The sequence below is a fragment of the Dyella humicola genome, from assembly GCF_026283945.1.
Classification (GTDB): domain Bacteria; phylum Pseudomonadota; class Gammaproteobacteria; order Xanthomonadales; family Rhodanobacteraceae; genus Dyella; species Dyella humicola.
This window is the reverse complement of sequence record NZ_JAPDPC010000003.1, coordinates 307,389-331,515: the sequence shown is the minus strand read 5'-3', so window position 1 is coordinate 331,515 and position 24,127 is coordinate 307,389. Positions and strand designations below refer to the sequence as shown.

At 64.2% G+C, this 24,127-nt stretch carries 16 protein-coding genes; 8 read left to right on the top strand and 8 right to left on the bottom strand.

Annotated features, from left to right (window positions below; genetic code table 11):
- Positions 1-3: 3 nt before the first annotated feature.
- The 5 genes from OUZ30_RS18045 to OUZ30_RS18025 form a co-directional block, all read right to left on the bottom strand.
- Positions 4-1,503 carry an MFS transporter gene (locus OUZ30_RS18045; RefSeq protein WP_266183824.1) on the bottom strand — a complete coding sequence of 500 codons (1,500 nt, stop codon included), beginning with the start codon at positions 1,501-1,503 and terminating at the stop codon, positions 4-6.
- Entirely contained in the window at positions 1,500-3,743 is a 2,244-nt protein-coding gene (locus tag OUZ30_RS18040) for an alpha-L-rhamnosidase-related protein (protein WP_425601534.1), read from the bottom strand. The genes OUZ30_RS18045 and OUZ30_RS18040 overlap by 4 nt, the downstream gene beginning before the upstream one ends.
- Positions 3,740-6,079: a glycoside hydrolase family 31 protein gene (locus tag OUZ30_RS18035; RefSeq protein ID WP_266183823.1), complete on the bottom strand. Its 2,340-nt coding sequence runs from the start codon at positions 6,077-6,079 to the stop codon at positions 3,740-3,742. Before OUZ30_RS18035 ends, OUZ30_RS18040 begins: the two co-directional genes overlap by 4 nt.
- Positions 6,079-7,659 (bottom strand): alpha-amylase family glycosyl hydrolase, encoded by a 1,581-nt coding sequence (locus OUZ30_RS18030; RefSeq protein ID WP_266183822.1) that lies wholly within the window; start codon positions 7,657-7,659, stop codon positions 6,079-6,081. The genes OUZ30_RS18035 and OUZ30_RS18030 overlap by 1 nt, the downstream gene beginning before the upstream one ends.
- Positions 7,660-7,840: 181 nt before the next feature.
- A complete protein-coding gene (locus OUZ30_RS18025) occupies positions 7,841-10,756 on the bottom strand; it encodes a TonB-dependent receptor (protein ID WP_266183821.1) in 2,916 nt (971 codons plus the stop codon).
- A gap of 502 nt (positions 10,757-11,258) precedes the next feature.
- On the opposite strand from OUZ30_RS18025, the gene OUZ30_RS18020 reads away from it, so the two are divergent.
- The 5 genes from OUZ30_RS18020 (at position 11,259) to OUZ30_RS18000 (ending at position 18,291) form a co-directional block, all read left to right on the top strand.
- The gene (locus OUZ30_RS18020; RefSeq protein ID WP_266183820.1) at positions 11,259-12,875 is read left to right on the top strand and encodes an alpha-glucosidase family protein; all 1,617 of its coding nucleotides are present in this window, start codon (positions 11,259-11,261) and stop codon (positions 12,873-12,875) included.
- 106 nt (positions 12,876-12,981) lie between these two features.
- Entirely contained in the window at positions 12,982-13,200 is a 219-nt protein-coding gene (locus OUZ30_RS18015) for a hypothetical protein (protein WP_266183819.1), read from the top strand.
- Between the two features lie 88 nt (positions 13,201-13,288).
- Positions 13,289-15,274, top strand: coding sequence for a serine hydrolase domain-containing protein (locus tag OUZ30_RS18010; protein ID WP_266183818.1), 1,986 nt, complete (start codon positions 13,289-13,291; stop codon positions 15,272-15,274).
- Between the two features lie 203 nt (positions 15,275-15,477).
- On the top strand, positions 15,478-17,673 hold the full coding sequence (gene uvrD / locus OUZ30_RS18005; protein ID WP_266183817.1) for a DNA helicase II: 2,196 nt from the start codon (positions 15,478-15,480) through the stop codon (positions 17,671-17,673).
- Between the two features lie 39 nt (positions 17,674-17,712).
- Positions 17,713-18,291, top strand: a complete 579-nt coding sequence (locus tag OUZ30_RS18000) for an FUSC family protein (protein WP_266183816.1) — start codon at positions 17,713-17,715, stop codon at positions 18,289-18,291.
- A gap of 945 nt (positions 18,292-19,236) precedes the next feature.
- On the opposite strand, the gene OUZ30_RS17995 is transcribed toward OUZ30_RS18000, so the two are convergent.
- The 3 genes from OUZ30_RS17995 to OUZ30_RS17985 form a co-directional block, all read right to left on the bottom strand.
- Positions 19,237-20,493, bottom strand: a complete 1,257-nt coding sequence (locus OUZ30_RS17995) for a heme biosynthesis protein HemY (RefSeq protein WP_266183815.1) — start codon at positions 20,491-20,493, stop codon at positions 19,237-19,239.
- Positions 20,490-21,596: a uroporphyrinogen-III C-methyltransferase gene (locus tag OUZ30_RS17990; protein WP_266183814.1), complete on the bottom strand. Its 1,107-nt coding sequence runs from the start codon at positions 21,594-21,596 to the stop codon at positions 20,490-20,492. Before OUZ30_RS17990 ends, OUZ30_RS17995 begins: the two co-directional genes overlap by 4 nt.
- Before the next feature lie 138 nt (positions 21,597-21,734).
- The gene (locus OUZ30_RS17985; RefSeq protein ID WP_266183813.1) at positions 21,735-22,502 is read right to left on the bottom strand and encodes a uroporphyrinogen-III synthase; all 768 of its coding nucleotides are present in this window, start codon (positions 22,500-22,502) and stop codon (positions 21,735-21,737) included.
- Positions 22,503-22,607: 105 nt separating this feature from the next.
- On the opposite strand from OUZ30_RS17985, the gene OUZ30_RS17980 reads away from it, so the two are divergent.
- The 3 genes from OUZ30_RS17980 to OUZ30_RS17970 all read left to right on the top strand — a co-directional run bounded on the left by OUZ30_RS17980 (position 22,608) and on the right by OUZ30_RS17970 (position 24,095).
- The gene (locus OUZ30_RS17980) at positions 22,608-23,090 is read left to right on the top strand and encodes a YiiD C-terminal domain-containing protein (RefSeq protein WP_266183812.1); all 483 of its coding nucleotides are present in this window, start codon (positions 22,608-22,610) and stop codon (positions 23,088-23,090) included.
- Positions 23,091-23,142: 52 nt separating this feature from the next.
- Positions 23,143-23,556 (top strand): hypothetical protein, encoded by a 414-nt coding sequence (locus tag OUZ30_RS17975; protein ID WP_266183811.1) that lies wholly within the window; start codon positions 23,143-23,145, stop codon positions 23,554-23,556.
- An 89-nt stretch (positions 23,557-23,645) separates the two neighbouring features.
- A complete protein-coding gene (locus OUZ30_RS17970; RefSeq protein ID WP_266183810.1) occupies positions 23,646-24,095 on the top strand; it encodes a rhodanese-like domain-containing protein in 450 nt (149 codons plus the stop codon).
- Positions 24,096-24,127 lie beyond the last annotated feature (32 nt).

Genomic DNA, 24,127 nt, shown 5'->3' with positions numbered 1-24,127 from the left:
GCGTCAATGGCGTCCTGTGCTGGCGGAAGCGGCGGAAAGCTCCAGGGCGGGCTCACGCACGCGCAGCGTGAACAACCCGGCGATCATCAGGCTGGCGCCACCCATGGCCAGCGCCCAGATGGGCTGGCCGTGGAAGAACAGGCGCAGCAACAGACCCAGCACGCTGGCCGCCAGCAGCTGCGGGATCACGATGAAGAAATTGAAGATGCCCATGTACACACCCATCTTCGCGGCCGGCAGGTTGTCCGACAGCAACGCATACGGCAGCGACAGAATGGACGCCCAGGCAAAGCCCACGCCGACCATGGACAACAGCAGCCAGTGTGGATCGCGAATCAGCAGGAACGACAGCAGGCCCGCGCCGCCAAGCCACAGATTCACCAGATGGCTCATGCGCAGCCCCCAGCGGCGCACCATCCAGGGAATGGCGATGGCGGCCACGGCGGCGAAGCCGTTGTAGGCGGCAAACAACACGCCCACCCAGTTGGCACCATCGTTGTACGCCGCCGAATGCGCATCGGTGCTGCCGAAGTGCACGGCGGTGACGGCGGCGGTGGTGTAGATCCATAGCGCGAACAATGCGAACCAGGAAAAAAACTGCACCCAGGCCAGGCGACGCATCGGTGCAGGCATGCCGTACAAGTCGCCCGTCACCTGCCGCAGCATGCCTTGGCTGCGCGTGGCCGAGAGCCAGCCAAACAGGACGCCGAACGCAGTGAAGCCACCGGCGAGCAGGTAAAGCTCCTTCTCCAGCGCGTAGAAACGAATCGCCGCCAGCAACGCCACGCCGACGCCCAGCAGCAGCAGGCCGATGCGCCAGGCGCCGGACACATCGGTCGCGTGCGTTTCCACGACGTTGTCGGCGAACGACTCGAGCTGCTCCGACGGATATTCGCGCGTGGACAACACCGTCCATAGCACGGACACCAGCAACACCGCGCCGCCAAGGTAGAACGCGTACTTCACCGTATCCGGAATGCCGCCTGTTCCCGCCACGTTGCTGATGCCGATCTTGGCGAGCAGCCACGGCAGCAGCGACGCGACCACCGAGCCCACGCCGATAAAGAAACTCTGCATCGCATAGCCGAGCGGACGCTGCCGTGGTGGCAACTGGTCGCCGACGAACGCGCGAAACGGCTCCATCGAGATATTGATCGACGCATCCATGACCCACAGCAGCCCGGCGGCCACCCACAGTGCCGGCGAGTTCGGCATGTAGAGCAGGGCCAGCGTAGTGAGCACCGCACCGATCAGGAAATACGGCCGACGCCGACCCAGTCGGGTCCAGGTACGGTCTGACAGATACCCGACAATCGGCTGCACGATCAGGCCGGTAAGCGGCGCGGCGATCCACAGCGCGGGAATATCGGCGACATCGGCGCCTAGCGTCTGGAAGATGCGGCTGACATTCGCATTCTGCAGCGCAAAGCCGAACTGGATGCCAAGAAAGCCGAAGCACATGTTCCAGATCTGCCAGAACGACAATTCGGGCTTGCGCTTCATGGTGTGGGATTTCCGTTGGCCACGGGCGCGATCAGCAGCCCTTCGATGGCGGCGTCGTTGAGGGGACCGTCGGCCCCACCTTGCCCGCCGGTATAGTGCGCGTTGCTGCGCAGAAAACTCATGTTGAACCCCTGCTCCAGACTGAAGCGACACAACGCACCGGCAGTCGCCGTGAATATGGCTGAAGTGGAACGCTGCACGCCGTCGCTATGCGGCATCGCCAGCGGGACGCGCTGTGGCGCGGCGCCATCGCAATGTATGTCGAGCAGCTTCACCGCAGCCGTGATACCCGTATTGATCGGGCCATGGTCGTTGCGATAGGCGAGCGAAACACGGAACTTGCCGGTCGCCGTTGCCTGCCATTGCCGCGGCCAGGCGCTGTCGACATGGATCTCCAGCCCCTTGCAGGTTTCCGCGCTCGGCAGCGACTCCAGCCCGTCCTTGCCGAGGGTCGCGACCCGCAGACACTGCACGGAGGCAGGCGTGGGCAAGGTGGTCTTGCCATCCACCACGCCATGACGCCGGCCATCGACGTACAGCACCGCCTTGTCGGCCACCGTGACTTGCCGGCCCTCGGGCGTTTCGACCACGACCGGAGCCGCGGGCGTGGCCGGTGCGAACAGCGGTGCATCCATGCGCAGCGGCGCTGCACCCGATGCAATCGCGGTCAGTTCCACCACCGTTTCGTCACCGTCACGACGCTGCGATTTGGCGACCAGCAGGTCGCCATGCAGTTTTTCCGGGCGCACCAGGGTGATGCGTTGCCCCGCCAGGTCGAGACTGATCTGCTTGCTCTCTCCGAACAGCTGCGGCAGCCATGACACCGGCAGCTTCGGCGCGATGCTGCCATCGTCGCCGAGGCCGAACACACCGCCGATGACCATGTCGAGATAGCCGGCCACCGACCACAACTGGCGTGGCGAATCCACGACGGGGCCACTCAGTGCGCCGTCTTCGACGTGCACGGACTGGGTGGCCAGCTCGAAGTTCTCCATGTTGGATGCCGACAAGGCCGCGCCGCGCAGCACCGAATCCATCTCATGGGCAATGCGCGGTGCATCGTTGACGCTGCGCGCAGCGCGCAACGCATACGCACTGACGAACGGCCAGATGGCCCGGTTGTGGTAGATCGGCTGATCGGCGCGCTCAGGCCAGATCACCGGACTGCCCGACGACCAGGCCGGATAGTTGGCCAAGGCCAACTGCGCGCGCTTGGGATCGGCCACGCCGCTGGTAATGGCCAGCGACAGGCCGAGCAGGTCATACGCTTCCATCGGCATGCCACCGGCGCCGACGTAACTCATGTACATGCCGCGATCGGCACGCCAGAAATGCGCGTTGATTGCGCGCTTCAGCGATTCGGCCTGGGCGCGATACTCGGACGCCAGCACCTCGTGACGCTGTTCGGCCAGGTCGGCTGCCAGCTGCAAGGCCTGATAATGCAGCACATTGGTGGACAAGGCGTAGGACTCGGCGATGAAGCGCACGTCCTTCGCGGTCCAATCGGGGTAGCTTTGCTCGCGCCAGTCGAGGAACGAGGTTTCGCCGCGATAGAGGCCGAGCTGCTGGTCGAAGACGTAGAGGCGGTCCTGGGCCAGCGTATCGGTCAGCGCCCGCCAGGTTTCATTCGCAAATGCGGGGTCGTCCAGCAGATGCCGTGCGCCCAGGAACCACACCACGCGGTCGGTACTGATCGGCCAGCTGCCGCCGGAACCGGTGTCCTGCATCACGTAAAGCCCCTGGGGCATGGACGGCTCACGCACCTCGGACAACTTGAAGCGCAGCGACTGCCGCGAACGCGCCGGATCGACGCGCCACAAGGCAAGATCCACGGCATAGGACAGATCGCGCGTCCATACGTAATGCCACTTCTCCCCGGTCTCGAAGCAATCGCACGCAATGGATTCGCCGTGGTCGAAGGCGCTGTCGCGGATCGCCGCTACCGAGTCCTGATGCAAATCCTCCTGCGCCATCGCAAACAGCCCGTCGAACAACGGGCTGGCGGTATGGACGGTGAGCTTTTGCGCCGGGATACGGCGCTCGCCCTGCGGCGAGCGCAGCAGGAAACTGCCATCGGCCACCGGACGCATGCTTGCGGTCTTGCCCTGCCAGCTCACACTGTCGCGCGCATCGCCAGGCCCGGCCGCTTGCGTATGGGCGAGGCTGGCCCACAGCAGCGTCCCGCAGGCAATCGCCGATGCGGTGCGCTGACTCAACCGGGACGTCTTGCGCAGGCTCATGGCTGGTCCGCTGTGGAAGTGAGTTGCACATGGCGGTCCGCGCCCGCCGTGATCTTCACATAAGTAACTTCCCCGTAGCGATCCTTGCCGCGCGCCCAGCCTTCGCCTGGGGCGTCACGCAAGGCTTCCACGCCATCGAAACGGGGCAAAGCATGCCCGTCATTGTTCACGGTGCCTGCCACGTCGCCGTGAAACGCAAGAACGTAGTGCCGCAATGCCGGCTGATAGCTGCCCGAGGGAGCGCCCGCGTCGAACGTCACCACGCCGTCCTGGCGCTTGACCGAGAGCGACTGCAGAAAGTAATCGCCCTGCTCGTAGCCATACGTGTTGCCGTCATCGTCGTAGTAGTCGAAGTGCGTCTGGTCATGGGCGGGGAACACGTTGACGTCGAGCGTGGTCAACGGCTTTTCGTCGACGTAGTCCATCGACGCCTGTTGCGGGATGATCGCGCCTTCGCGAATGAACAGCGGGATGTCGCTCCAGCCCGTCGCATCGACCGGCAGCGTGACGTCCTTGCCGCCTTCGTAGACCTTGCCGTCCGCATAGCCAATCCAGCGCCCCTTGGGCAAGGCCAGCTGCTTGCGGGTCTGGCCCTGCTCCACGACAGGCGACACCAGCAGGTATTGACCGAACATCCAGGCATCGATGCGATCGCGCTGCGCGGGATCGTTTGGATATTCGAACTGCAACGGTCGCACCAGGCCCACGCCGTGTACGTGGTTCCGATATTCGTAAGCATAGATGTACGGAATCAGCGCGTAGCGCAGGCGGATCGCATCCGTCGCCGCCTTCTCGGCCACCGGGCCATAGGCCCAGGGCTGGCGCTTCTGGCCGAAGTCGCCATGCACGCGGAACATCGGCGTGAACGCACCAAACTGGATCCAGCGTGCGTAGTTCTCGTCGCTGGGGCGGGGCGCCTTGAAGCCGCCACCATCCATGCCCCAATGCATCGCGCCGACATCGAATGCCGCCAGCATGCGCTGGCGCTGCGCCGCCATGCTGGCGAAGCCGCTCTGGATATCGCCGGACCACACGCCATAGGCGTAGCGTTGCGAACCGAGGTAGAAGTTGCGATTGACCGACCACACGCGCTGCGCGCCGTGGGCACGCTGGCCGTCGTACAGCGCGCGCTGCATATTGAGGAACTGGGAGTCGACGCCGCTATCGTCCGCCTCGTCGTTCCACCAGCCGACGATGCCGGTGTCGTAGGAATGCCTGAGCGCTTCGTTGAAGAACCAGGCGCGTGCCGCCGGGTTGTCGAAATCGATGTCGCGCACGGTCTTGTGCGAGAAATAGTCCGGCGCCGGCTTTGACTGGGCCAGCCAATAGCCGTGTTCAGTGGCCTCGCGACCTTCGACCGTATCCACGTGCACGCGCGGCTTCATGATGCCGGTCATGTGCATGCCGCGACGATCCATGGCCTGCTTCAGCGCGCCGTCGGGACCATCGGGAAACTTGTCGGTGTTCCAGCGGAACTCGCCGTTGTCCTGGCCCCAGGCCTTCCAGTCGAAGTCGAAGGTGAAGTTGTCGATAGGAATGTGCTTGGCGCGATAGGTGTCCACCAGCGCCAGCGCTTCCTTCTGGTCGATGCCCCACTGGCTGTTGGTGAAGCCCATCGCCCACTTCGGAAACATCGGTGCCGCGCCGCTCAACTGGCGTACTCCGGCGAAGAGCTCTGCCGGCGAACCCGCCAGCAGATAGAGCGTGCGCACGGGTTCATGCTCGGCATGAATGCCGATCGTCGTATCCGATAGGTCGAAACGGGCCGGTTCGGCATCGGCGAGCACGCCATAGCCGGCCGTGCTCCATACCAGCGGTGCGCCGGTGTGGCCCTGGTTGCCCGCCGTCGCGACCTGCTTGCCCTCGCGCAGCAAGTCACCGGTCGCCGCATCGAAGGCATTGAGGCCGCCGATGCCGTATTGCGGATCGCCCTTGGCGTGGCGTAGCGACCAGCGCCCGTCGGCGGCATGTGCAAGATCTGCGGTGAGCAACAGGCGACCGTCGTGATCCTCCATGCGCAACTGGGCGCGGCGGGGATTCCAGCGCAGCGTCAACTGATCCGAGCGCAACACCTGCTCGTCGCCCTGCTGTTCCAGCGTGGCCGTCACCGCGGCGAAACTGGCCTGCGCGTCGATGACCGGCGTGGCCGGTGCCGCGTCCGCGCCTGTGACGCGCAACTGCACGATGCCCGACGCGAGCCAACGCAACTCCAGCTTGCCCTGCGCCAACGCGAGCGAAAGGCGATCCGTCGTCACCGCACTTTGGCTTTCGGTACCCGCCGCCGGCGTGCCGGCGATGGCGGCAAGCAGGGCCAGAGCGAGCAGGCGTGCGCGCATCAGTGCACCACCACGCTGCTATAGGCGGGGAGGCTCAAGCTCTGCCCTTGCAGGGCAACATCGGGCTTGCTCTTCAACAGGACGCTGGCGCCTTCGGGCAAGGTGTGTCCACCCGGCTTCCAGGTCGCCGCCTTGCCAGACAGGTTATGCACGACCAGGACGCGTTGCGTGCCATCCTGGCGCCAGTAGGCAAGCAAACGCGGATTGCCGGTGGCCTGCATATGCAAGTCGCCATCGCGCAGCGCGCTGACCTGGCTACGCCAGCTGATCAACATGCGGTAGAAATTGAGCATCGAATCAGGATCGTCTTGCTCGGCCTCCACCGACACGGCTTCGCCCTGGCTTACGCTCGAAGGCTTCCAACGCGATTCACCCGGTCCTGCCTGGCGCTGCCAGCGCATCGGCTCGCGCAGGTTTGGGTCAGGCTTGCGCCCTTCCATGCCCAGCTCCTCGCCGTAGTAGAGATACGGCCGGCCGGGCAGCGTCAGCAGCATCGCAGCCGCCATGCGCATGCGCTGGCCGTCGCCGTCGAGGCTGCTCATTACGCGTTGCTGATCGTGGTTGGACAGGAAGGTGGAGTCGATAAACGACTCATCCGCCGCACTTCGATAGGCGGTGTAGGTTTCCTCCAGCAGCTGGTCGAGCTTGCCGACGCGTTCGTTCTTGGCGCTGCGGATCAGTTGCGCGGCCAGCGGAAAGTCGAAGACCGAGCCCAGCGGCGTCAGATACGGCGCCAGCTGCTTGGGCGATTCCGCCATCACTTCGCCGACCAGGGTGGCGCGGGGATTCACCGTGGCGATGGCGTCATGGAATTGCGTCCACCAGGCGACGTTCTTGGTGACGATTTCGGGATCGTGTTCGCGCGACTTGAAGTCGTCGTAGATATGCTTGGCCGCGTCCAGCCGGAAACCATCGACGCCCTTCGACAGCCAGAACTGCCCCACCTTGATCATCTCCGCGCGCACGGCGGGATTGTCGTAGTTGAGGTCCGGCATGCCGCCGCCGAAATCGCCGAGGTAATAGGTGTCGCCGAGTTGGTGCCAGATCTTGCCGCCGGGTGCGCTCTGCGCGTTGAGGTCCGGGTGTGCGCCGGCCCAGGTGAACCAGTCGTGGTGCGGATCGGCGGGATCGTGGGCGGCAAGGAACCAGGGATGCTGCTGGCTGGTGTGGTTGATCACCATGTCCATGGTCACGGCGATGCCGCGCTTGTGCGCCTCGTCGAGCAGGTGCTGGAAGTCCTGCATGCTGCCGTACTGCGGATTGATGCCGTAGTAATCGGTGATGTCGTAGCCGTGAGAACTGGGCGATGGGTTGATCGGCATCAGCCAGATGCCGCTGATGCCCAGCGACTTCAGGTAATCGAGCTTGGCGGTGACGCCATTGAGATCACCGATGCCATCGCCATTGGTGTCGTACCAGGCGCGAACGAAGATTTCGTAATAGACGCCGGAGGGAGGAGCCGTCGCGGCGGGCGCCGCTGGCGCATCGGTCGCATGGGCGACGAGGGTCGTGCTGACGGCCGAACCACAGGCCATCGCAAACAGAAAAGCCAGAGGGGTGAATAAGCGATACCGCGACATGTCTTGCTCCATTCGAGGGCCGCAGGCCATCGACGGATCGGTTCGCGGACGCGGGCATCGCCGGGGCCGGTAACCGCCACGCCGGACCTCGCGGTGTGCCGGTGCTTTGTCCATTCACCGCGACAAAGCCCCTAAAGCATCGCGCCGGCGCTCCTTGCGGAAGCGCCGGCGCGACCTTGGATTACAGCTTCAGGTTGAGACCCAGGTAGCTGGTACGACCGAAGTACTGGATCGTGCCGGTCTGCTGGGGATTGCCACCGAAGAACGTGCGTGTCGGCTCGTTGGTCATATTGAGCATCTGGTAGACCACGCTCAACTGCTTGGTGATGTTGTACGACGCCTGGAAGTCGTACACCGTCTCGGCAGCGAAGGTCACCAACTGGTTGCTCACCGCGATCTGCGAATCGGACAGGAACGACGAACGGTAGTTGCCGGACACGCGAGCCGAGAACGGACCGTAGTCGTAGAACACCGCCGCACTGGCCACACGCTTGGACAGGCCCGGCAAGCCGACGTAGGTGGTCGGACCACCCAGGTTGGTCGGGTTGCGCACCGTGCTCGAGGTCAAGGCAAAGTTTGCCTGGACACCGAGGCCAGCCCAGATACCCGGCAGGAACTTGTTCTTCGAACCAGCAAGCTCGAGACCGCGAACATTGCCGCCCTGGGCGTTGTACGACGTCTGGAACTGACCATTCAGGTACGGCTTGCCGGTGGTCGGATCGATCGGCACGGGGATGCCGGCCGCGGCGAAGTCGTAGTTGTCGTAGGTCACGCTCTGGATGAACGATTCGATGTGCTTGTAGAACACACCCGCGGTGACGGCACCCGACGAATCCTCAAAGTAGTGCTCGTAGCCCAGGTCAACCTGGTTGGCGCGCAGCGGATCCAGCAGCGGGCTGGTACCGCCCCACACGTTGTACTGGCCGTTGGACACCCACGAACCGGCACCCGCCAGCATCTTGTCGATGGGCGGACGCGACAGCACCTTGGCGGCCGAGAGGCGCATCTGATCGTCGTCGGTCAGGTGATAGATCAGGTTGAACGAGGGCAGCCAGTCGGTATAGCTCTTGCCGACGGTGAGCGGGGCATAGTCGGTGCTGATCACGCCGTAACCGTCGGCGATCGGCACACCGGCGCCGTTGCCCACCTGCTGCAGACCGGTGCTGTACTGTGACTGGTGCGAGACACGCACGCCGGCATTGCCGGTCAGCTCATGCCCGAACACCTGGGCATCGATATCGGCCATGAAGAACAGGTCGCGGGTCTTTTCATCAACCGAGCCGCTCTGGATTTCCGACCAGCTGTTGTTCCAGTCCTTCACCGGCGTGGCCGTGATGCCATGCGAACCGAGGATGGCCGCGCCATTGAGCTGCATGAAGCAGGGGAAGCCGGAGAAATTGCCCTTCCAGCACCGCAACGATGCATCGCTGCTGGGGATGGTCAGCGGCGGCTGGCCGGCCACCGGCGAGGTGTTCCACTCCGAGCCGTAGACGTAGACTTCGCGATCGGCCTGGTAGTCGTGGTTATTGATATAGACGCCGGCTTCCAGCCCCGACAGCCAGGAGCTGTTCGGCAGGTCGTACTTCACGCTGGTGCGGAAGGCCTTCATCTTGTCGTGATAGATGTACGGATACACACCGTAGCGCGACAAGCCCAGGTCATTGAGGTTGGTATAGATGCCCGGATTGGCGAACGACGCCGTACCGATCTGGCGCCCGGCCAGGGCGTAAGTCACCGACTGCGGCATCAACTGCGGGCTGGCGGTGCCCAGGCCACTGTACGGGTCAGCGGTGGTATCGACGTTGATCTCGTTGCTCGACGCGCGCGACATCGACGCATCCGCCTCGACGTGCCAGCGGTCGTGGTCCCACTTCGCGTTCAGGCCACCGGAGAACACATAGGTGGTGGCGGAGTAGTTGTCGGCCGTGGTCTCGTTGGAGAACTGGTCGCCACCCACGCCCGGCGGATTGCTGGTCGCCGTGCCGCCAATCATGGTGCCCAGCGAGCTGAACACCGGATTGGTGATGGTCGCGTTGTTGCCGTAGATGTTCTGCGAGCGGAAACCGTAACCAAACGAGCTGTTGTTGAACTTCGAGAAGAAGCCGTCACCGGTCACCTGCAGTTCGTCGGTGGGCTTCCACACGACCGTCGTCAGATAACCCGTGCGACGCTCGGTGCCACCGTTCTGCTGCAGCTGGATACCCTGCGTCAGATAGCCCTGCTGGGTCGGCGTGACCTGGTAGAGCGTGCCGTCGGACGCTTCACCCACGAACTGCTCGGCCACGTGCGGCTGGTACATCTGCGCGACACCGATGCCAACGCCGAGCGTGTTGTCGAGGAACTTGCCCTGGTAGGCCACGCTGAGGCGATAGCCGAGCGCGTTGGCACCGGCGACGTCATGCGCCTGGCCGTTGTAGCTGCCGCGGGCATCGACGTTGAGCGTCTGGTCCTGCGGAGCGTTCAGCGGGTTCGCCGTCTGCAGCGCGATGGTGCCGCCCACGCCGCCGGTGACCAGCGAAGCCTGCGAGGACTTGTACACCGTGGCCATGTTGATCAGCTCGGACGGGTACTGGTCGAAGTTGATGTAGTTGCTGCCGCTGGTCGACGGCTGTTCGCGACCGTCGAGCGTGGTCTGGATGAAGTTGCCGGAAAGGCCACGGATATTGATCTGCGATGCCTGGCCAGCAATGCGCTCGGCCGAAACGCCCGGCAGACGCGTCAACGCGTCGGCGATCGACTGGTCCGGAAGACCGCCGATATCGGCCGAGGTGATGACGTTCTGGATCGTGTCAGCGTAGCGCTGGTAGTCGATCGACCGCTCCATGCCCTGGTTGAAGCCGGTCACCGTGATGGTGGACAGGCTCTTGGCCAGCTGCTGGTCTTCGGTCTGCTTGGGCTGGTCGCCCGACTTGCTGTCCTTCTTGCTCTGGTCGGTCTGCTGCGCAGACGCGGGCGCGGACTGATCATTGGCCGCGCCTGTATTGGCAGCGGAACCATCAGCTTTCGCACCCGTATCAACCGGCGCTGCTTGAATGCCGGCGGTAAAACAAAGGCCGGACGCCAGCGCCAGGGCCAGCACATTACGTTTCAGTATCACCGTCTTCCCCTCCCACGGGTTTGCACTTGCTTGTTATGTAGTTGCCGCAACAGTCCCCACAGACTGTTGCGGGCTACGCGCCAGTGCATGCCGATGCTCGGAGGGCCCAGTCGCGTGGCGGCCATGGTAGGGCTGCGCCAAAACGCGAACAGGTCTATGCATACGTATTCATTACCGCGTTTTTTTGTGCACCTTTGACAAAATGATAACGGTTGCCGGCTCGTGCAGCAGCAAATTTTCGCGCGCGCCGCATGCCGCAGCCAACCGCCTCGCGTGCCTTATCTGTGCGGTTTTTCGCTCACTCACACGCTGTGATACGCACGATTTTTGTCCCCGCACGAAGATCCGGCCAAGCCCTGCTGCGCCGCAATATCGTGCTTTTCTGAATACGTATGCAGTCAAATCATTGCGTCACCGCTCTGCGTTTAAGCTGCCCCCGCGCTTCGAGCTGGCCACCGGTCTTCGCGACGCGGGCATTGGGCGGAAACATCGGGAATGCGACATGAGTGATGCACCGTGGTGGCGAGGGGCCGTCACCTATCAGATCTATCCACGCAGTTTCATGGACACCAACGGCGATGGCGTCGGTGACCTGCCAGGCATCATCGACAAGCTCGATTACGTTGCCGGACTGGGCGTGGACGCGATCTGGATCGCGCCGTTCTTCCGCTCGCCGATGGCGGATTTTGGCTATGACATCGCCGACTATCGCGACGTCGACCCGCTGTTCGGCACGCTGGCCGATTTCGATCTGCTGCTGGCCAAGGCACACAGGCTGGGCCTGAAAGTGATGATCGACCAGGTCCTCAGCCACACCTCGGCCGAACACGCCTGGTTCAAGGAAAGCCGCGAGAGCCGCGACAACCCGAAGGCCGACTGGTACGTCTGGGCCGACGCGAAGGACGACGGCACCCCGCCCAACAACTGGCTGTCACTGTTTGGCGGCTGCGCCTGGCAGTGGGAGCCGCGCCGCGGCCAGTACTACCTGCACAACTTCCTGACCTCGCAGCCGGACCTCAACTTCTACAACCCGGACGTACGCCAATCGGTGCTCGACAACGTGCAGTTCTGGCTGGACAAGGGCGTGGATGGCTTGCGCCTGGACGCGATCAACTTCTGTTACCACGACCGCGAGCTGCGCGATAACCCGCCCAAGCCCGCTGACCAGCGCGTGGGGCGCGGCTTCAGCCCGGACAATCCGTACGCATTCCAGTACCACTACTTCAACAACACGCGGCCGGAGAACCTGGCGTTCCTCGAAGACTTGCGTGCATTGATGGATCGCTACCAGGACGTCGCGGCGATCGGCGAAATCTCCTCGGAAGATTCGCTGGCGACCACCGCCGAATACACCAGCGGTCGCCGCCTGCACATGGGCTACAGCTTCGAGCTGCTCACCAACGACTTCAACGCAGCCTATATCCGCAGCACGGTGCAGAACCTCGAAGCGCAGATGCTCGAAGGCTGGCCGTGCTGGGCCATCTCCAATCACGACGTGGAGCGCGTGCTCAGTCGTTGGGGCAATGGCGACGCGTCGGTGCGCCTGGCCAATATGCTGAGCGCGATGGTCTGCTCGCTGCGCGGTTCGGTGTGCGTGTATCAGGGCGAGGAACTCGGCCTGACCGAAGCCGAGGTACCCTACGAAGCCCTGCAAGATCCCTACGGCATCACCTTCTGGCCCACCTTCAAGGGCCGCGACGGCTGCCGCACGCCGATTCCCTGGAACGACGGCATCAACGCCGGTTTCAGCGTGGGCGAACCGTGGCTACCGGTGCCAGCCGAACATCGCGCGCTGGCCGTGGCACTGCAGGACGCCGAGCCACACTCCGCGCTCAACGGCTTCCGCGCATTCATGGCATGGCGCAAGTCGCAGCCGGCCTTGCGTTGGGGCGACATCCGCTTCCTCGACACACCCGAGCCGGTACTTGCGTTTACCCGTCGTCATGGCAACGACACCGTGCTCGCTGCCTTCAACCTGTCCCACGAAGCGGTCGAAACGCCGCTCGCGGGCATGGACGCGGTGACACCGATCAACGGCCATGGCCTGGCGCATGGCGACCTGAGCAATGGCCGGCTCACCCTACCCGGCCACGGCGCGCTGTTTGCCCGCATCGGCTGAAGCTTTAGCCTTTCCCCATCGACGGCGGCGATCCCGCGTGCCGCCGTCGACTTTTCCCTTGCGCCCGTCCCGCCTATGATCGAAGCCTCGTCGATAGGAGGCTTTCATGCGCGCTGTGCTGATCACTCTCGGTCTGATCCTGCTCGCTGCAGGCATCTGGGTTCTCCTCGGCCATGGCAGCTACCAGCAGACCGACACGCTGGTGCAGATCGGTTCGGCCAAAGTCACCGCCACGCATGACACGCCGATTTCGCCGCAGGTGGGCATTGCAAGCATCGTGGTCGGCGCTGTGCTGGCGTTGATCGGATTCCTGCGCGAAGGCTGAATCGTACCTACCCGTCAGCTTGGCGTTGACATCGAACACTACGGCTCCCCCGTCATACTCGCGAGATTGCATTGACAGGAACCGCACGATGAGCAGGCCAGCACGCGCCGCGTGGAAACGCGCCCCCATTCGCCTCCGGCTGCTCGTGCTCCTGGCGCTGTGTGTGATTTCGCTGCAAGTCGCCGCACAAGCGCAGATCCAGATCACCCCTATCCCGGAGCAAAAGCGCGCCACGGCGATGCCGCTGGGCGCAAACGCGTTGACCGCATCCGACGCCGCATCCTGGCTCGATCCGTTGGTGGCCGACGCGATGAGGCGGGCACCCATCGCTGGAGCCGTGGTTGTCGTCGTCAAGGACAGCGACATCCTGCTGTCCAAGGGTTACGGCTATGCCGACGCGTCGTCGAAAAAACCGATCGACCCCGCGACGACGCTGTTCCGTGCGGGCTCCCTCTCCAAGCTTTTCACCGCGACGGCCGTGATGCAACTGGTCGAGCAAGGCAAGCTCGACCTGGATGCCGACGTCAATCGTTTTCTGGATTTCAGCATCCCGCCGCGCGACGGCAAGCCCGTGACGCTGCGCGAGTTGATGACGCACACCGCCGGGTTCGAGGACGTGGTGAAAGACCTGTATGTGCCCGACGCCTCGTCGCTGATCAGCAACGAAGCATGGCTGAAGCGCTGGGTGCCGGCGCGCATTTTCCCTGCCGGTGAGGTTACCGCGTATTCGAACTACGGCGCCGCGCTGGCCGGTTATATCGTGCAGCGCGTAGCCGGAGAGCCATTCGAGACGTATATCGAACAACACATCTTTCAACCACTGGGCATGACGCACGCGACCTTTCGACAACCGCTGCCGCCCTCGCTGCTGGCCGACATGGCCGGAAGCTACCTGTCGCCCAGCGGGCCACCGTTTCCGCTGGGATTGATTCCCGCGGTTCCGGCGGGAGCGTTGTCGATCAGCGGCAACGATATGGCGCGCTTCATGATCGCCCATCTGCAAGACGGCCATGTCGGCGACGCGCAACTCCTGCGTGGCGAAACCGTCAAGCAAATGCACAGCTACGCGCGCCCCAGCGTGCCCGGACTCCGCGCGATCGGCCTTGGCTTTTATCACCTGGACCGCAATGGCCAGGACATCATCGGCCAGACCAGCAACACCCGCTTCTTCCATAGTGCGTTGGCGCTGTTCGGCCAACAGCATGTCGGGTTGTTTGTCTCAGTCGATGGTGCAGATGACGGCGGCCTGCGGCGTCAACTGCTGAATGGCTTTGCCGATCGCTATTTCCCTCCGTTGCCGCAGATCAAACAACCCACGTTGACGACGGCGCGCGCGCACGGTGCCTCGATCGTGGGTCGCTATCTAGGCAGCAAAATGTCCGTCAGCAACTTTCGCGCGCTGCGCAATCTGTTGACGCAGATGGAAGTCAGCATGGCGGCTGACGGTACGCTGCGCACGCCGGGTTTCGATGAGCTCGTGGGTCCGGCGCACTGGCGTGAGGTGAAGCCGTATCTTTGGGTCGACGACGCCAGTGGCAGCCATCTCGGCGCCGATGTGAAGGACGGCAGGGTCCGCTGGATCTCCATCGATGAGCTCGCACCAACCCAGGTCTTCCTCCCGGTGCCGGCCTGGTTGTCGCCCACGCGCACGCAGCCGCTGCTGGCTGGAATACTCGCTGTCTTCCTGCTGGCTGCGCTGTCGTGGCCGGTTGCCGTGCTGATGCGCCGTGTACTGAACAAACCGGTGGCGTGGTCGGACTGGGCCGGGCGCTGGTATCGCCTGAGCTGCGTCACCGCGATCCTGCAGCTGCTGTTTGCTGCCGGTTGGTGGGTCATGTTGCCGCGCCTGGAAACGGGCACCTCGCAGCTCGACACCCGCCTGCGCCTGCTGCAGCTCGTCGGCCTGCTCGCCTGTCTCGGCACGATCGCCGTAGCCATGAATGCCTGGCATGCGTGGCGTGAGCCCGGTGGCTGGTGGCGCAAGCTGGGTAGCCTGGTCCTGCTGCTGGTCTGTCTGGTTGCCGTGTGGTTTACCTTCTCGTGGCACCTGCTGAGCGCTCACCTCTACTACTAGCGCTACACATCCCTCACCGTCATCCCAGCGAAAGCTGGGATCCAGCGCCTTGTGTCCTGTGCAAAGTCACTGGATTCCGGCTTGACCAGCCCTTCGGCTGTTGAGAGCCGCCGGAATCACGGAGACGTTTTATTCAGGCGTTTTCCGGAACTCGGACCGGTGGCAAAGAACCTTCCCTTGACCACCCCGCTACAATGCGTGGGATGGATGTCTCGCACCTGATCGACAAGCTCAACGACGCGCAGCGCGAAGCGGTCTGCGCCCCGCCCGGCCATTACCTCGTGCTCGCGGGCGCCGGTTCCGGCAAGACCCGCGTGCTCACGCACCGGATTGGCTGGCTCACCCAGGTTGAACAGGTACCGCCGTGGGCGATCCTTGCCGTCACCTTCACCAACAAGGCCGCGGGCGAGATGCGCGCGCGCCTGGATCAACTGATCCCTGGCGGTACGCAAGGCCTCACCGTGGGTACCTTCCACGGCATCGCCCATCGCCTGCTGCGCCGTCACTGGCGCGAAGCGGGGCTACCCGAGGGTTTCCAGATACTCGATGCGGACGACCAGCAACGCATCGTCAAGCGGGTGATCACCGGGCTAGGCCTGGACGAGTCGCGCTTCCCGCCACGCCAGGCCACCTGGCAGATCAATAGCTGGAAGGACGAAGGCAAGCGACCGGACAACGTCGAGCATCGCGATCATCCGATGACGCGCACCCTGGTGCAGATCTATCAGGCCTACGAGGATGCCTGCCGCCGCGCCGGCCTGGTCGATTTCGCCGAGCTGCTGCTGCGCGCGCATGAATTGTGGCTGCGCAACCCGCAGGTGCTCGAGCACTACCGCGAACGCTGGCGCTACCTGCTGATCGACGAATTCCAGGACACCAACTCGCTGCAGTACGCGTGGATCCGCGTACTTGCCGGCAGCACCGGCCAGGTCTTCGTGGTCGGCGACGACGATCAGGCCATCTACGGCTGGCGCGGTGCCAAGGTGGAAAACGTGCAGCAATTCCTGCGCGATTTCCCCGGTTCGAAGACCATCAAGCTCGAGCAGAACTATCGTTCCACCTCGACCATCCTGAAGGCCGCCAACAGCGTGATCGCGCGCAATGGCGGACGCCTCGGCAAGCAGCTGTGGACGGATGGCGGCGAAGGCGAGCGCATTGCCCTGTACGCGGCGTACAACGAACAGGACGAGGCGCGCTTCGTCGTCGAGCGCATCCGCGAGTACATCGCCGAACACGGCGATGCGCGCGATTGCGCCATCCTGTATCGCTCGAATGCGCAGTCGCGCAACTTCGAAGAACAGCTGATGCAGCGCGATGTCCGCTTCCGCGTCTACGGTGGCCAGCGCTTCTTCGACCGCGCGGAAATCAAGGACGCGCTGGCCTACCTGCGCATGTCGTCCAATCGCCATGACGATGCCGCGTTCGAGCGTGCAGTTAACACGCCGCCGCGCGGCATCGGTGATCGCACGCTCGACGTGTTGCGTCGGCGGGCTCGCGCTGAAAATATTTCGATGTGGGAAGCCACGCTTGGCGAACTCAGCGGTGGCCAAGAACTGGCTGGACGCGCCAAGAACGCCGTGAAAGCGTTCCTCGTGTTGATCGACGACATGGCCCGCGCCTTTGCTGGTACTGGGGTGGGCGATGCGCTTGCACTCGCCGAACAGATCGATCACGCGATCACCCAGACCGGCCTGCGCGACTTCTACGAAAAGGACAGCCGCGGCAACGCTGAATCGCGCGTGGAGAACCTGGACGAACTGGTCAACGTGGCCAGTCGTTTCGAGCTGACCCAGGACGATATCGATGCCGGCTTGAGCGAACTGTCCGCCTTCCTCTCGCATGCCGCGCTGGAAGCCGGCGAGGGCCAGGGCGAAGCCTGGGATGACTGCGTGCAGCTGATGACGCTGCATTCGGCCAAGGGCCTGGAGTTTCCGATCGTGTTCCTGGTCGGCATGGAGGAAGGCTTGTTCCCCAGCCAGCGCTCGGTGGAAGACGAAGGCCGCCTGGAAGAAGAACGCCGCCTCGCCTACGTGGGCATTACGCGCGCGCGCGAACGGCTGTTCATTACCCATGCCGAATCACGCCGCATGCATGGTACCGAGATGCTGGCGCGTCCTTCGCGCTTTCTCTCCGAGATTCCGCCGGAGCTGATCGACGAAGTGCGTCCGCGCGTGCAGGTCAGTCGCCCGTTGTACGGCGCACGACCCGGCGCGACGTCCAGCTCGCTGCAGGAAAGCATGCCACTGCAATTGGGCCAGCGCGTCAGCCATCCCAGCTTCGGCGAGGGCGTGGTCGTCAGCGCGGAAGGCAGCGGCGCGCATACTCGTATCCAGGTGAATTTCTCCAGCAGCGGCAGCAAGTGGCTGGTCTACGCCTATGCCAACCTGACGCCGGTGTAGCCACCTTGCCGCCCATGCACGGCACGGCACGGAGTGATCATGAGCGACAACCTGTCCCTGCGCGAAAATGTGCGCCAACTGCTTGGCTTTCAGGAAGGCATGGCGGCGATCTATCGTCGCCTGCCGTGGACACACCGTGCGGTGCAGGGCCTGTGGCTGGCGTTGCTCGCATTGGTCGCCGCTAGTTCGGCATACGGCCTGGGCCTGCTGCTGCATACCCAGCAAGCTTTTTGGGCGGCACTGACCAGCATCGCAGTGACCCAGCAGAACTATCTCGATACCCGCGCCTCGTCGCGCGACCAGATCGTCGGCGCCCTGGTCGGTGGCATCGCGGGCCTGGGCGCCACCTTGATCGGCGGTGAAACCTATCTGGCCTACGCCGTTGCCATCGTGGTAGCGATTACCGCTTGCTGGTTATTCGGCGTCGGCAGCGCCGGGCGGCTCAGCGGCAGCACCACCACCATCGTGATGCTGGTGCCGCATATCGGGACGTTCTGGATCATCGCCCTCACGCGCATCGGCGAAGTGGCGCTTGGCATCGCTTGTGCCTTGGTGATCGTGGGCATCGGCGAGCGCTTGCAGGCCCGCTGGATGCGTCCTGGCGAACTCAAGAACTGACTGCCATTGAGAAGTCGGTAGTACGACAAAAGTGAAACCAGCGTGCCGCCTGTGACCGAACGAAGTCCCCGTGGGGCGCATCGCTCGCTCAGCGCCACTCGCTCTTAACTCCTTCTCCCCTTTGGGGAGAAGGTTGGGATGAGGGGTGTGTGCTTGCGATCACGCGTTGACCGAGCGTTGCCGCCAGCTTGCCGCTTACGCAGCGGGCGTTCCGAACCGCTGCCGCGGTCCGGGTCACTTTGCTTTTGCTGGCCCAAAAGAAAAATAACCCAAAGAAAATGGCCTTAGGAGCTCATAGCATTGCGAAAGATACGAGCCTGACGGGCGTGGCCCGCCAGATCGGTGGCGGCCCACGGCCTATACACAGCGGCTACACCGCAACGCGCCGAGGCGAAGAGGGCTTAAGGCGTGGGTGGCGAGTTGACCATCTGCGCCTCCGGATACTGCGAGCGTTTCGACCATCGGCCGGACCTGCTTTAAGTCCTCACCGCTATCGCGCGTTGCGGTGTAGCCGCTGTGTCTCGCCTTGGGTAGCAAACGATCCTATCGCGCTAACCTTCCAACGCTTCTATCCCACGGAGTGCTACCAGCCTTTAAGGCCGTTTTCTTTGGGTTACTTCTCCTTTGGGCCAGCAAAAGAAAAGTGACTCGAGCGCCGGCAGGCGATCGAAACGCCCGCTGCGTAAGCGGCAAGCTAGCCCCCACGCTCAGTTGTCGCGTGACAGCGAGCACCCGCCCCTCATCCCAACCTTTTCTCCCACAGGGACTACCTTCGGGTCGCCCGGAGGGGAGAAGGAGCAAGAACGAGTGGCTCGGCGTGCCGAGACGCCCGCTGCGTCCCCTCGAAATGAGATTCGACGCTGATCAGCACTCCCGATAAATCCACCAAACGCTGAAAGGGGTGGGCCCAAGAGCCTGCTCACGACCGATGCCAGCTACGCCGCGTTATTCGCGCAAGCGCGGCACACCGTGCTCGCTGCGCTCTTCCACCGCGATGGGACGCGTGTCCAATTTGGTGGAGCGTCCATCCTGCGGCAGAGGCTCGATGGATTCGCCACGAGCCAACGCCAAGGCATTGCGATAGCAACGCTGGGCCAGCGCCGCGTCGTCCTGGCCGGCATGGACATCGCCGAGCGCTTCCCAGGCGGCACTGGTCGGCGAAAGCGCCAGCGAACGTTCGAGAAATTGCGTAGCCTTGCCCCATAGTTTCAGTCGCGCACACATCCGACCGAGCGTGAGCAGTAGCGCGGCATCGTTGGGATGCGCATCCAGCCAGGACTCGGCGCGACGCAAGCGGGCTTCCAGGTCGTCACCACCCAACGCGCCATAGGTTTCGATCAGCAGCGGCGACCATTCACGACGCAGTGCTGATTCCACTTCGTCCATGGCCGGCAAGACCATGCCGAAGCCGGCCGCGCGACGTGCATACGCGTCGATCGCCGCAGGTACCCGACGCTGTGCCTTGGGCAGCTGCGACCACAGGGTATTGAGCGCTGCGGCATCAGGCGCCGCGCGCAGGGAGGCCGCAAGCACTTGTCCTTCGAGCGCGGCAAAACCACGGATGCCAAACGCACCACTCTTCTGCAACGGCTCCAAGGTCTGGCGCGCACGCCGCGTGTCGCCGCTGGCCAGCGATGCCAGCGCCAGCTCGCGCCAGCCACCCGGTGTGAGATCGCCGCTGTCGGCTTCGGGGGCCAGCAGGTTCACCGCTTCCGTAGCCTTGCCGTCGCGTCGAAGCACGCGGGCGCGAAGCACGCGGGCGGCACGAGGTGCGACCTGGCCTGCCTCGTCCAGCGTGGCGAGTGCGCGGCTGTTCTCGCCGCGGCGGGACGCGGCCTCGGCGGCAGCGAGCAAGGCGGGTGCGCGCAGGGCGCCCAGCCGCGAGGCGCGATGCAGGTCGCGCTCGGCATCGCCGTGCCGGCCTTCCATCAGGGCAATCAGACCTTCACGCATGCGTTGGCGGCTGATGCGGCGATGCCGACGCGAAAACGCGCCAAACGGCCAGCGCACCAGGAACCACAGCGCACTCAGCAATCCCCACGCCACCAGCAACAGGACCACCGCGGCGACGACCGTGGTTTCCGTCTGCCAGCCGCGCAATTGCACCATCACGTAGCCTGGGTCTGCCGCCACCCAATGCCAGCCGAACGCAGCGAGCGCCGCCAGGATCACCAGCAGCAGGATCCAGCGCCACAACTTCATGGCTTGACCCCGGCCGGCGCGCTATTGCTGCTTGCAGGTTTGAGCGCGTGTACCGAACGCAGGTTGCGCAATTCGCTGAGCGCGGCGCCCAGCTGCACCGGTGTGGTCGGTTGTTGCGCGAGCAAGCTTGCCAGCTGCTCGCGTACCTGCTTCACGGCGGGCGACTTCTCGTCGAACTGGGCTGCAATACCCGCATCGGCACGCTTGAGCGCAGCGACATAGGCTTCGTGATCGGACGCGAGCAGCGCCGCCTGTGCCTGTGCCAGATCGATCCCCGCCAGTTCACGCGCAAACCGCGCATCCGCCACCGACAAGGGCGCACCGTTGGTTCGCTGCACTTTCACCACGTTATTGAGCGCGGAGACGATGCGCGCCCAGCTTCCGCTGGTCGAACTCGAAGCGGGTGTATCCAGTGGCCTGAGCGGCAGCTCGATCATCGCCGCGCGCAGGCTGGCCAAGGTCGCCAGCGATGCGCTCACGCTGACCGGCTGACTCTTCGCCAGCGCTTCGCGTTCGGCAGCGATGCTCTGTCGCAAACCGGAAAACGCGCCATCGTCCACCGCAGCGAGCGTCTGGTCGGCAATCACATAGGCGGCAGCGGCACCCTGCGCATCGTGGAACAACTCGTAACGCTCCTTCGCCATGCGCAACAGCGACTCGGTTTCATCGAGCAGCATGGCGTCGTGGGCCGAAAGGGTCTTTTCCGATAGCTTGGTCACCGCATCCTCGAGGTTGCGCGTGCGCTCAGCCTGGCTCAGCAATTCCTCGCGCAGCGAACGATTGACCTGGTCCGCGTCGCCGAGGCGCTGGCGCAGCAAGTTACGTTCGCTGTTGCTTGCCGTGAACGCGCTTTCCAGGCTGTCCAGGCGCTGCTTCATGCCCGCCATCGCTTCACTGCCCGCCGCACGGCCCTGTTCCTGCTGCCACTGCCGCCAACCGACGTAACCTGCACCGCCCACCGCCACCAGTGAAAGCAGCAGGGCCACCGCGAGTGTGCCGCCGCCCCGCGCAGGTGGCGAGGAGCGCGTGGCACGGGAGGATGAGGATGGCGCGGCAGGGCCTGCGGACGCGCTGTTGCTGGGGATGGAGTCGTCTTGGCTCATGCGCGACATGCTAACAGCCTGGGGTGCGGGACTCGAATCAAGTGTTCGTGAAGGAGCGAGGGGGTTTCGAGGCGCTGCGTGTCGTCGATGGGTAGGTTCGTCGCTCTGGCGAAGCCTCGTAAGGCGCACACAGAACCCTCATCGCGCCGCCGCTTCCAACAGGTCCGTCGCCATGGCCGACGCAGCAATCACCACTCGCTTGAAGCCCGCCTCGCGGGCAGCCTCAGCCAACCGCTCACTACTGACCACCGCAATCGCGCTGCTCAGCGCCGCATACGCCGCCACCGGCAAGCCATCGCGCAAGCACCCCAGCGCCTCGGCGCTCGACAGCAGCACGTGCGCATCGGTTGGCAAGGCCGCGACCACCTCAAGCTGACGCCTCTGCCAGCGGGGCGCCGCACGCCGGTACACGTGAACCTCGCGCAATTGCGCACCCCGCGCCGCCAATTCGCTTCGGAGGACACCGCGGCCACCCGCCGCTCCGATCAAAGCCACACGCTTGCCCTTCAAATCAGCGAGGGCGGGGTGCTCCAGCAACCCCTCGCTATCCTGCCGCTGCGAAGGCGCGCAGGGCTCACTCACACCATGCAAACGCAGCGCGCGCGCCGTGCCCTGCCCCACCGCCAGCACCGTCGCCTGCGTACGCAGTGACGCCAGACGCGTGGCAAAGCGCACGGCGGCGGGGCTGGTGAACACGAGCAGGTCATCTTCGAGGGCCGCGACCAGCGCTACGGCAGCCTGCCCGGGGTCAGCCACCTCGCGCAGCGACAATCCTGGCAGCAAGAACGGGACACCGCCGAGCCGACGCACCTGGCGCGCCATGGACGAACCGGTACCCGCCGGGCGCGTGATGACCACCGTGCGCCCGCTCAGCGCAGGCTCCGAAGTCGACTGTCGCACGCTCATGGCCACCTCCCTGGAAAGCCTGGGCAGTGTACCGGCCGCGCAGCGCTGAGGTTTGTTTCGCCGGGGTGCGTACACTACGCGTTCCCCTGAACGCACCCGACCCCGATGAGCATGAACGAACGACAGACAGTTGCCCGCAAGCTGGTTGGCTTCATACGCGACGAAATCCCCTTGGCGTTGAATATGGACCTGCATTTTCAGGACTGCGATGAACAACACCTTTCGATCGCCGCCCCGCTGGTGCCCAACGTCAACGACAAGGGCTGTGCCTTCGGCGGCAGCCTGGTGAGCGTGATGACGATCACCGGCTGGGGCCTGGTGGAACTGGAGCTGCGCATGCGGGGCCTGGACTGCGATGTGTTCGTGGGCGAATCGACCGTGCGCTATCTCGAACCGGTATGGTCGGATTTCCAGAGCGAGGCGCGACTGGCCCATGGTGCGGACTGGGCCACATTCTTCGATACCCTGGCCGCACGCGGTCGCGCCCGTATCGAGGTGAGCTGCCAGGTTCCCGGCGCTGGCGAGCGGCCGGCGGCCACGCTCGAGGCACGTTTTGTCGCCAAACGGCGGCCCGCCGACGCCGTATGAAGAGCCATAGAGATTCCGGCACAATGCGCTAACTGTCCTGGGGGAAGCCTTGATGCGCCGTATCCTGATCCTGCTCACTGCGCTTGCCGCGCTGGTTATCGGCGGTTGCGCAAGCGACCAGCGCAATTATTCCCTCACCAACACGCTCACGGCTTACGCGAGCGTCGTACGCTGGGGCGACTTCGCTTCGGCGTACCAGTTTGTCGATCCCAAGATGCGCGAGGAACATCCGCCGTCGTCGCTCGAAATGGCGCGCTATGACATGTACAAGGTCACCGGCTACGACGAGGGCAAGGGCGCTGCCCCCGGCGCCGAGAACGAAGTGACCCAGATCGTCCAGATCAGCATGGTGAATATCCATACCCAGGCCGAGCGCACCGTGGTCGACAAACAGAAATGGCGCTATAACCCCGAAACCAAGCACTGGTGGCTGGTCAGCGGCCTGCCGGATATCAGCCACCAATAAGTCCCGGCGTCGGATCGGGCCGCACAACCCGTATAATCGCCCGTTCTGTTCAATCCGCGCGGTCTAGCCGCGCCTGCGGAAGCTTTCGAATGAGCGATGTACTGCATAAGCTGCCCGAGTTCATCGGCAACCATCTCGCGCTCGCCGCGCTGTTCCTGATCCTGCTGCTGGCGATCATCGTGATGGAAATCCTCACGCTGTTTCGCAAGTACAAGGAACTCACGCCAGCCGGCCTGACCCTGCTGATCAATCGCGAGGGCCCGCTGATGGTGGATTTGTCCGCCTATGCGGACTACGAGAAGTCACACGTGCCGGGCTCGCGCCATGTGGCCATGAGCCAGTTCGACCCCGAGCACAAGGACTTGGCCAAGGCCAAGGACGTGCCGGTCGTGCTGATCGACAAGGACGGCCGCGGCGCCAGCACCAAGGCAGCACAGCGCCTGGTCAAGGCCGGATTCGCCAAGGTCTATACCCTGGGTGGCGGCGTACTGGCGTGGCAGCAGGCGCAGTTGCCGGTGGCCAAGGGCAAGAACCCGTAAGTCGTTCCTGGGGGTTTGACCACGCGAGGGCG

Excerpts from the sequence above, each read along its gene's own strand:
- OUZ30_RS18045 (WP_266183824.1), bottom strand. The coding sequence starts at position 1,503 with ATGAAGCGCAAGCCCGAATTGTCGTTCTGGCAGATCTGGAACATGTGC.
- OUZ30_RS18040 (WP_425601534.1), bottom strand. The coding sequence starts at position 3,743 with ATGAGCCTGCGCAAGACGTCCCGGTTGAGTCAGCGCACCGCATCGGCG.
- OUZ30_RS18035 (WP_266183823.1), bottom strand. The coding sequence starts at position 6,079 with ATGCGCGCACGCCTGCTCGCTCTGGCCCTGCTTGCCGCCATCGCCGGC.
- OUZ30_RS18030 (WP_266183822.1), bottom strand. The coding sequence starts at position 7,659 with ATGTCGCGGTATCGCTTATTCACCCCTCTGGCTTTTCTGTTTGCGATG.
- OUZ30_RS18020 (WP_266183820.1), top strand. The coding sequence starts at position 11,259 with ATGAGTGATGCACCGTGGTGGCGAGGGGCCGTCACCTATCAGATCTAT.
- OUZ30_RS18015 (WP_266183819.1), top strand. The coding sequence starts at position 12,982 with ATGCGCGCTGTGCTGATCACTCTCGGTCTGATCCTGCTCGCTGCAGGC.
- OUZ30_RS18010 (WP_266183818.1), top strand. The coding sequence starts at position 13,289 with ATGAGCAGGCCAGCACGCGCCGCGTGGAAACGCGCCCCCATTCGCCTC.
- uvrD (WP_266183817.1), top strand. The coding sequence starts at position 15,478 with ATGGATGTCTCGCACCTGATCGACAAGCTCAACGACGCGCAGCGCGAA.
- OUZ30_RS18000 (WP_266183816.1), top strand. The coding sequence starts at position 17,713 with ATGAGCGACAACCTGTCCCTGCGCGAAAATGTGCGCCAACTGCTTGGC.
- OUZ30_RS17995 (WP_266183815.1), bottom strand. The coding sequence starts at position 20,493 with ATGAAGTTGTGGCGCTGGATCCTGCTGCTGGTGATCCTGGCGGCGCTC.
- OUZ30_RS17990 (WP_266183814.1), bottom strand. The coding sequence starts at position 21,596 with ATGAGCCAAGACGACTCCATCCCCAGCAACAGCGCGTCCGCAGGCCCT.
- OUZ30_RS17985 (WP_266183813.1), bottom strand. The coding sequence starts at position 22,502 with ATGAGCGTGCGACAGTCGACTTCGGAGCCTGCGCTGAGCGGGCGCACG.
- OUZ30_RS17980 (WP_266183812.1), top strand. The coding sequence starts at position 22,608 with ATGAGCATGAACGAACGACAGACAGTTGCCCGCAAGCTGGTTGGCTTC.
- OUZ30_RS17975 (WP_266183811.1), top strand. The coding sequence starts at position 23,143 with ATGCGCCGTATCCTGATCCTGCTCACTGCGCTTGCCGCGCTGGTTATC.
- OUZ30_RS17970 (WP_266183810.1), top strand. The coding sequence starts at position 23,646 with ATGAGCGATGTACTGCATAAGCTGCCCGAGTTCATCGGCAACCATCTC.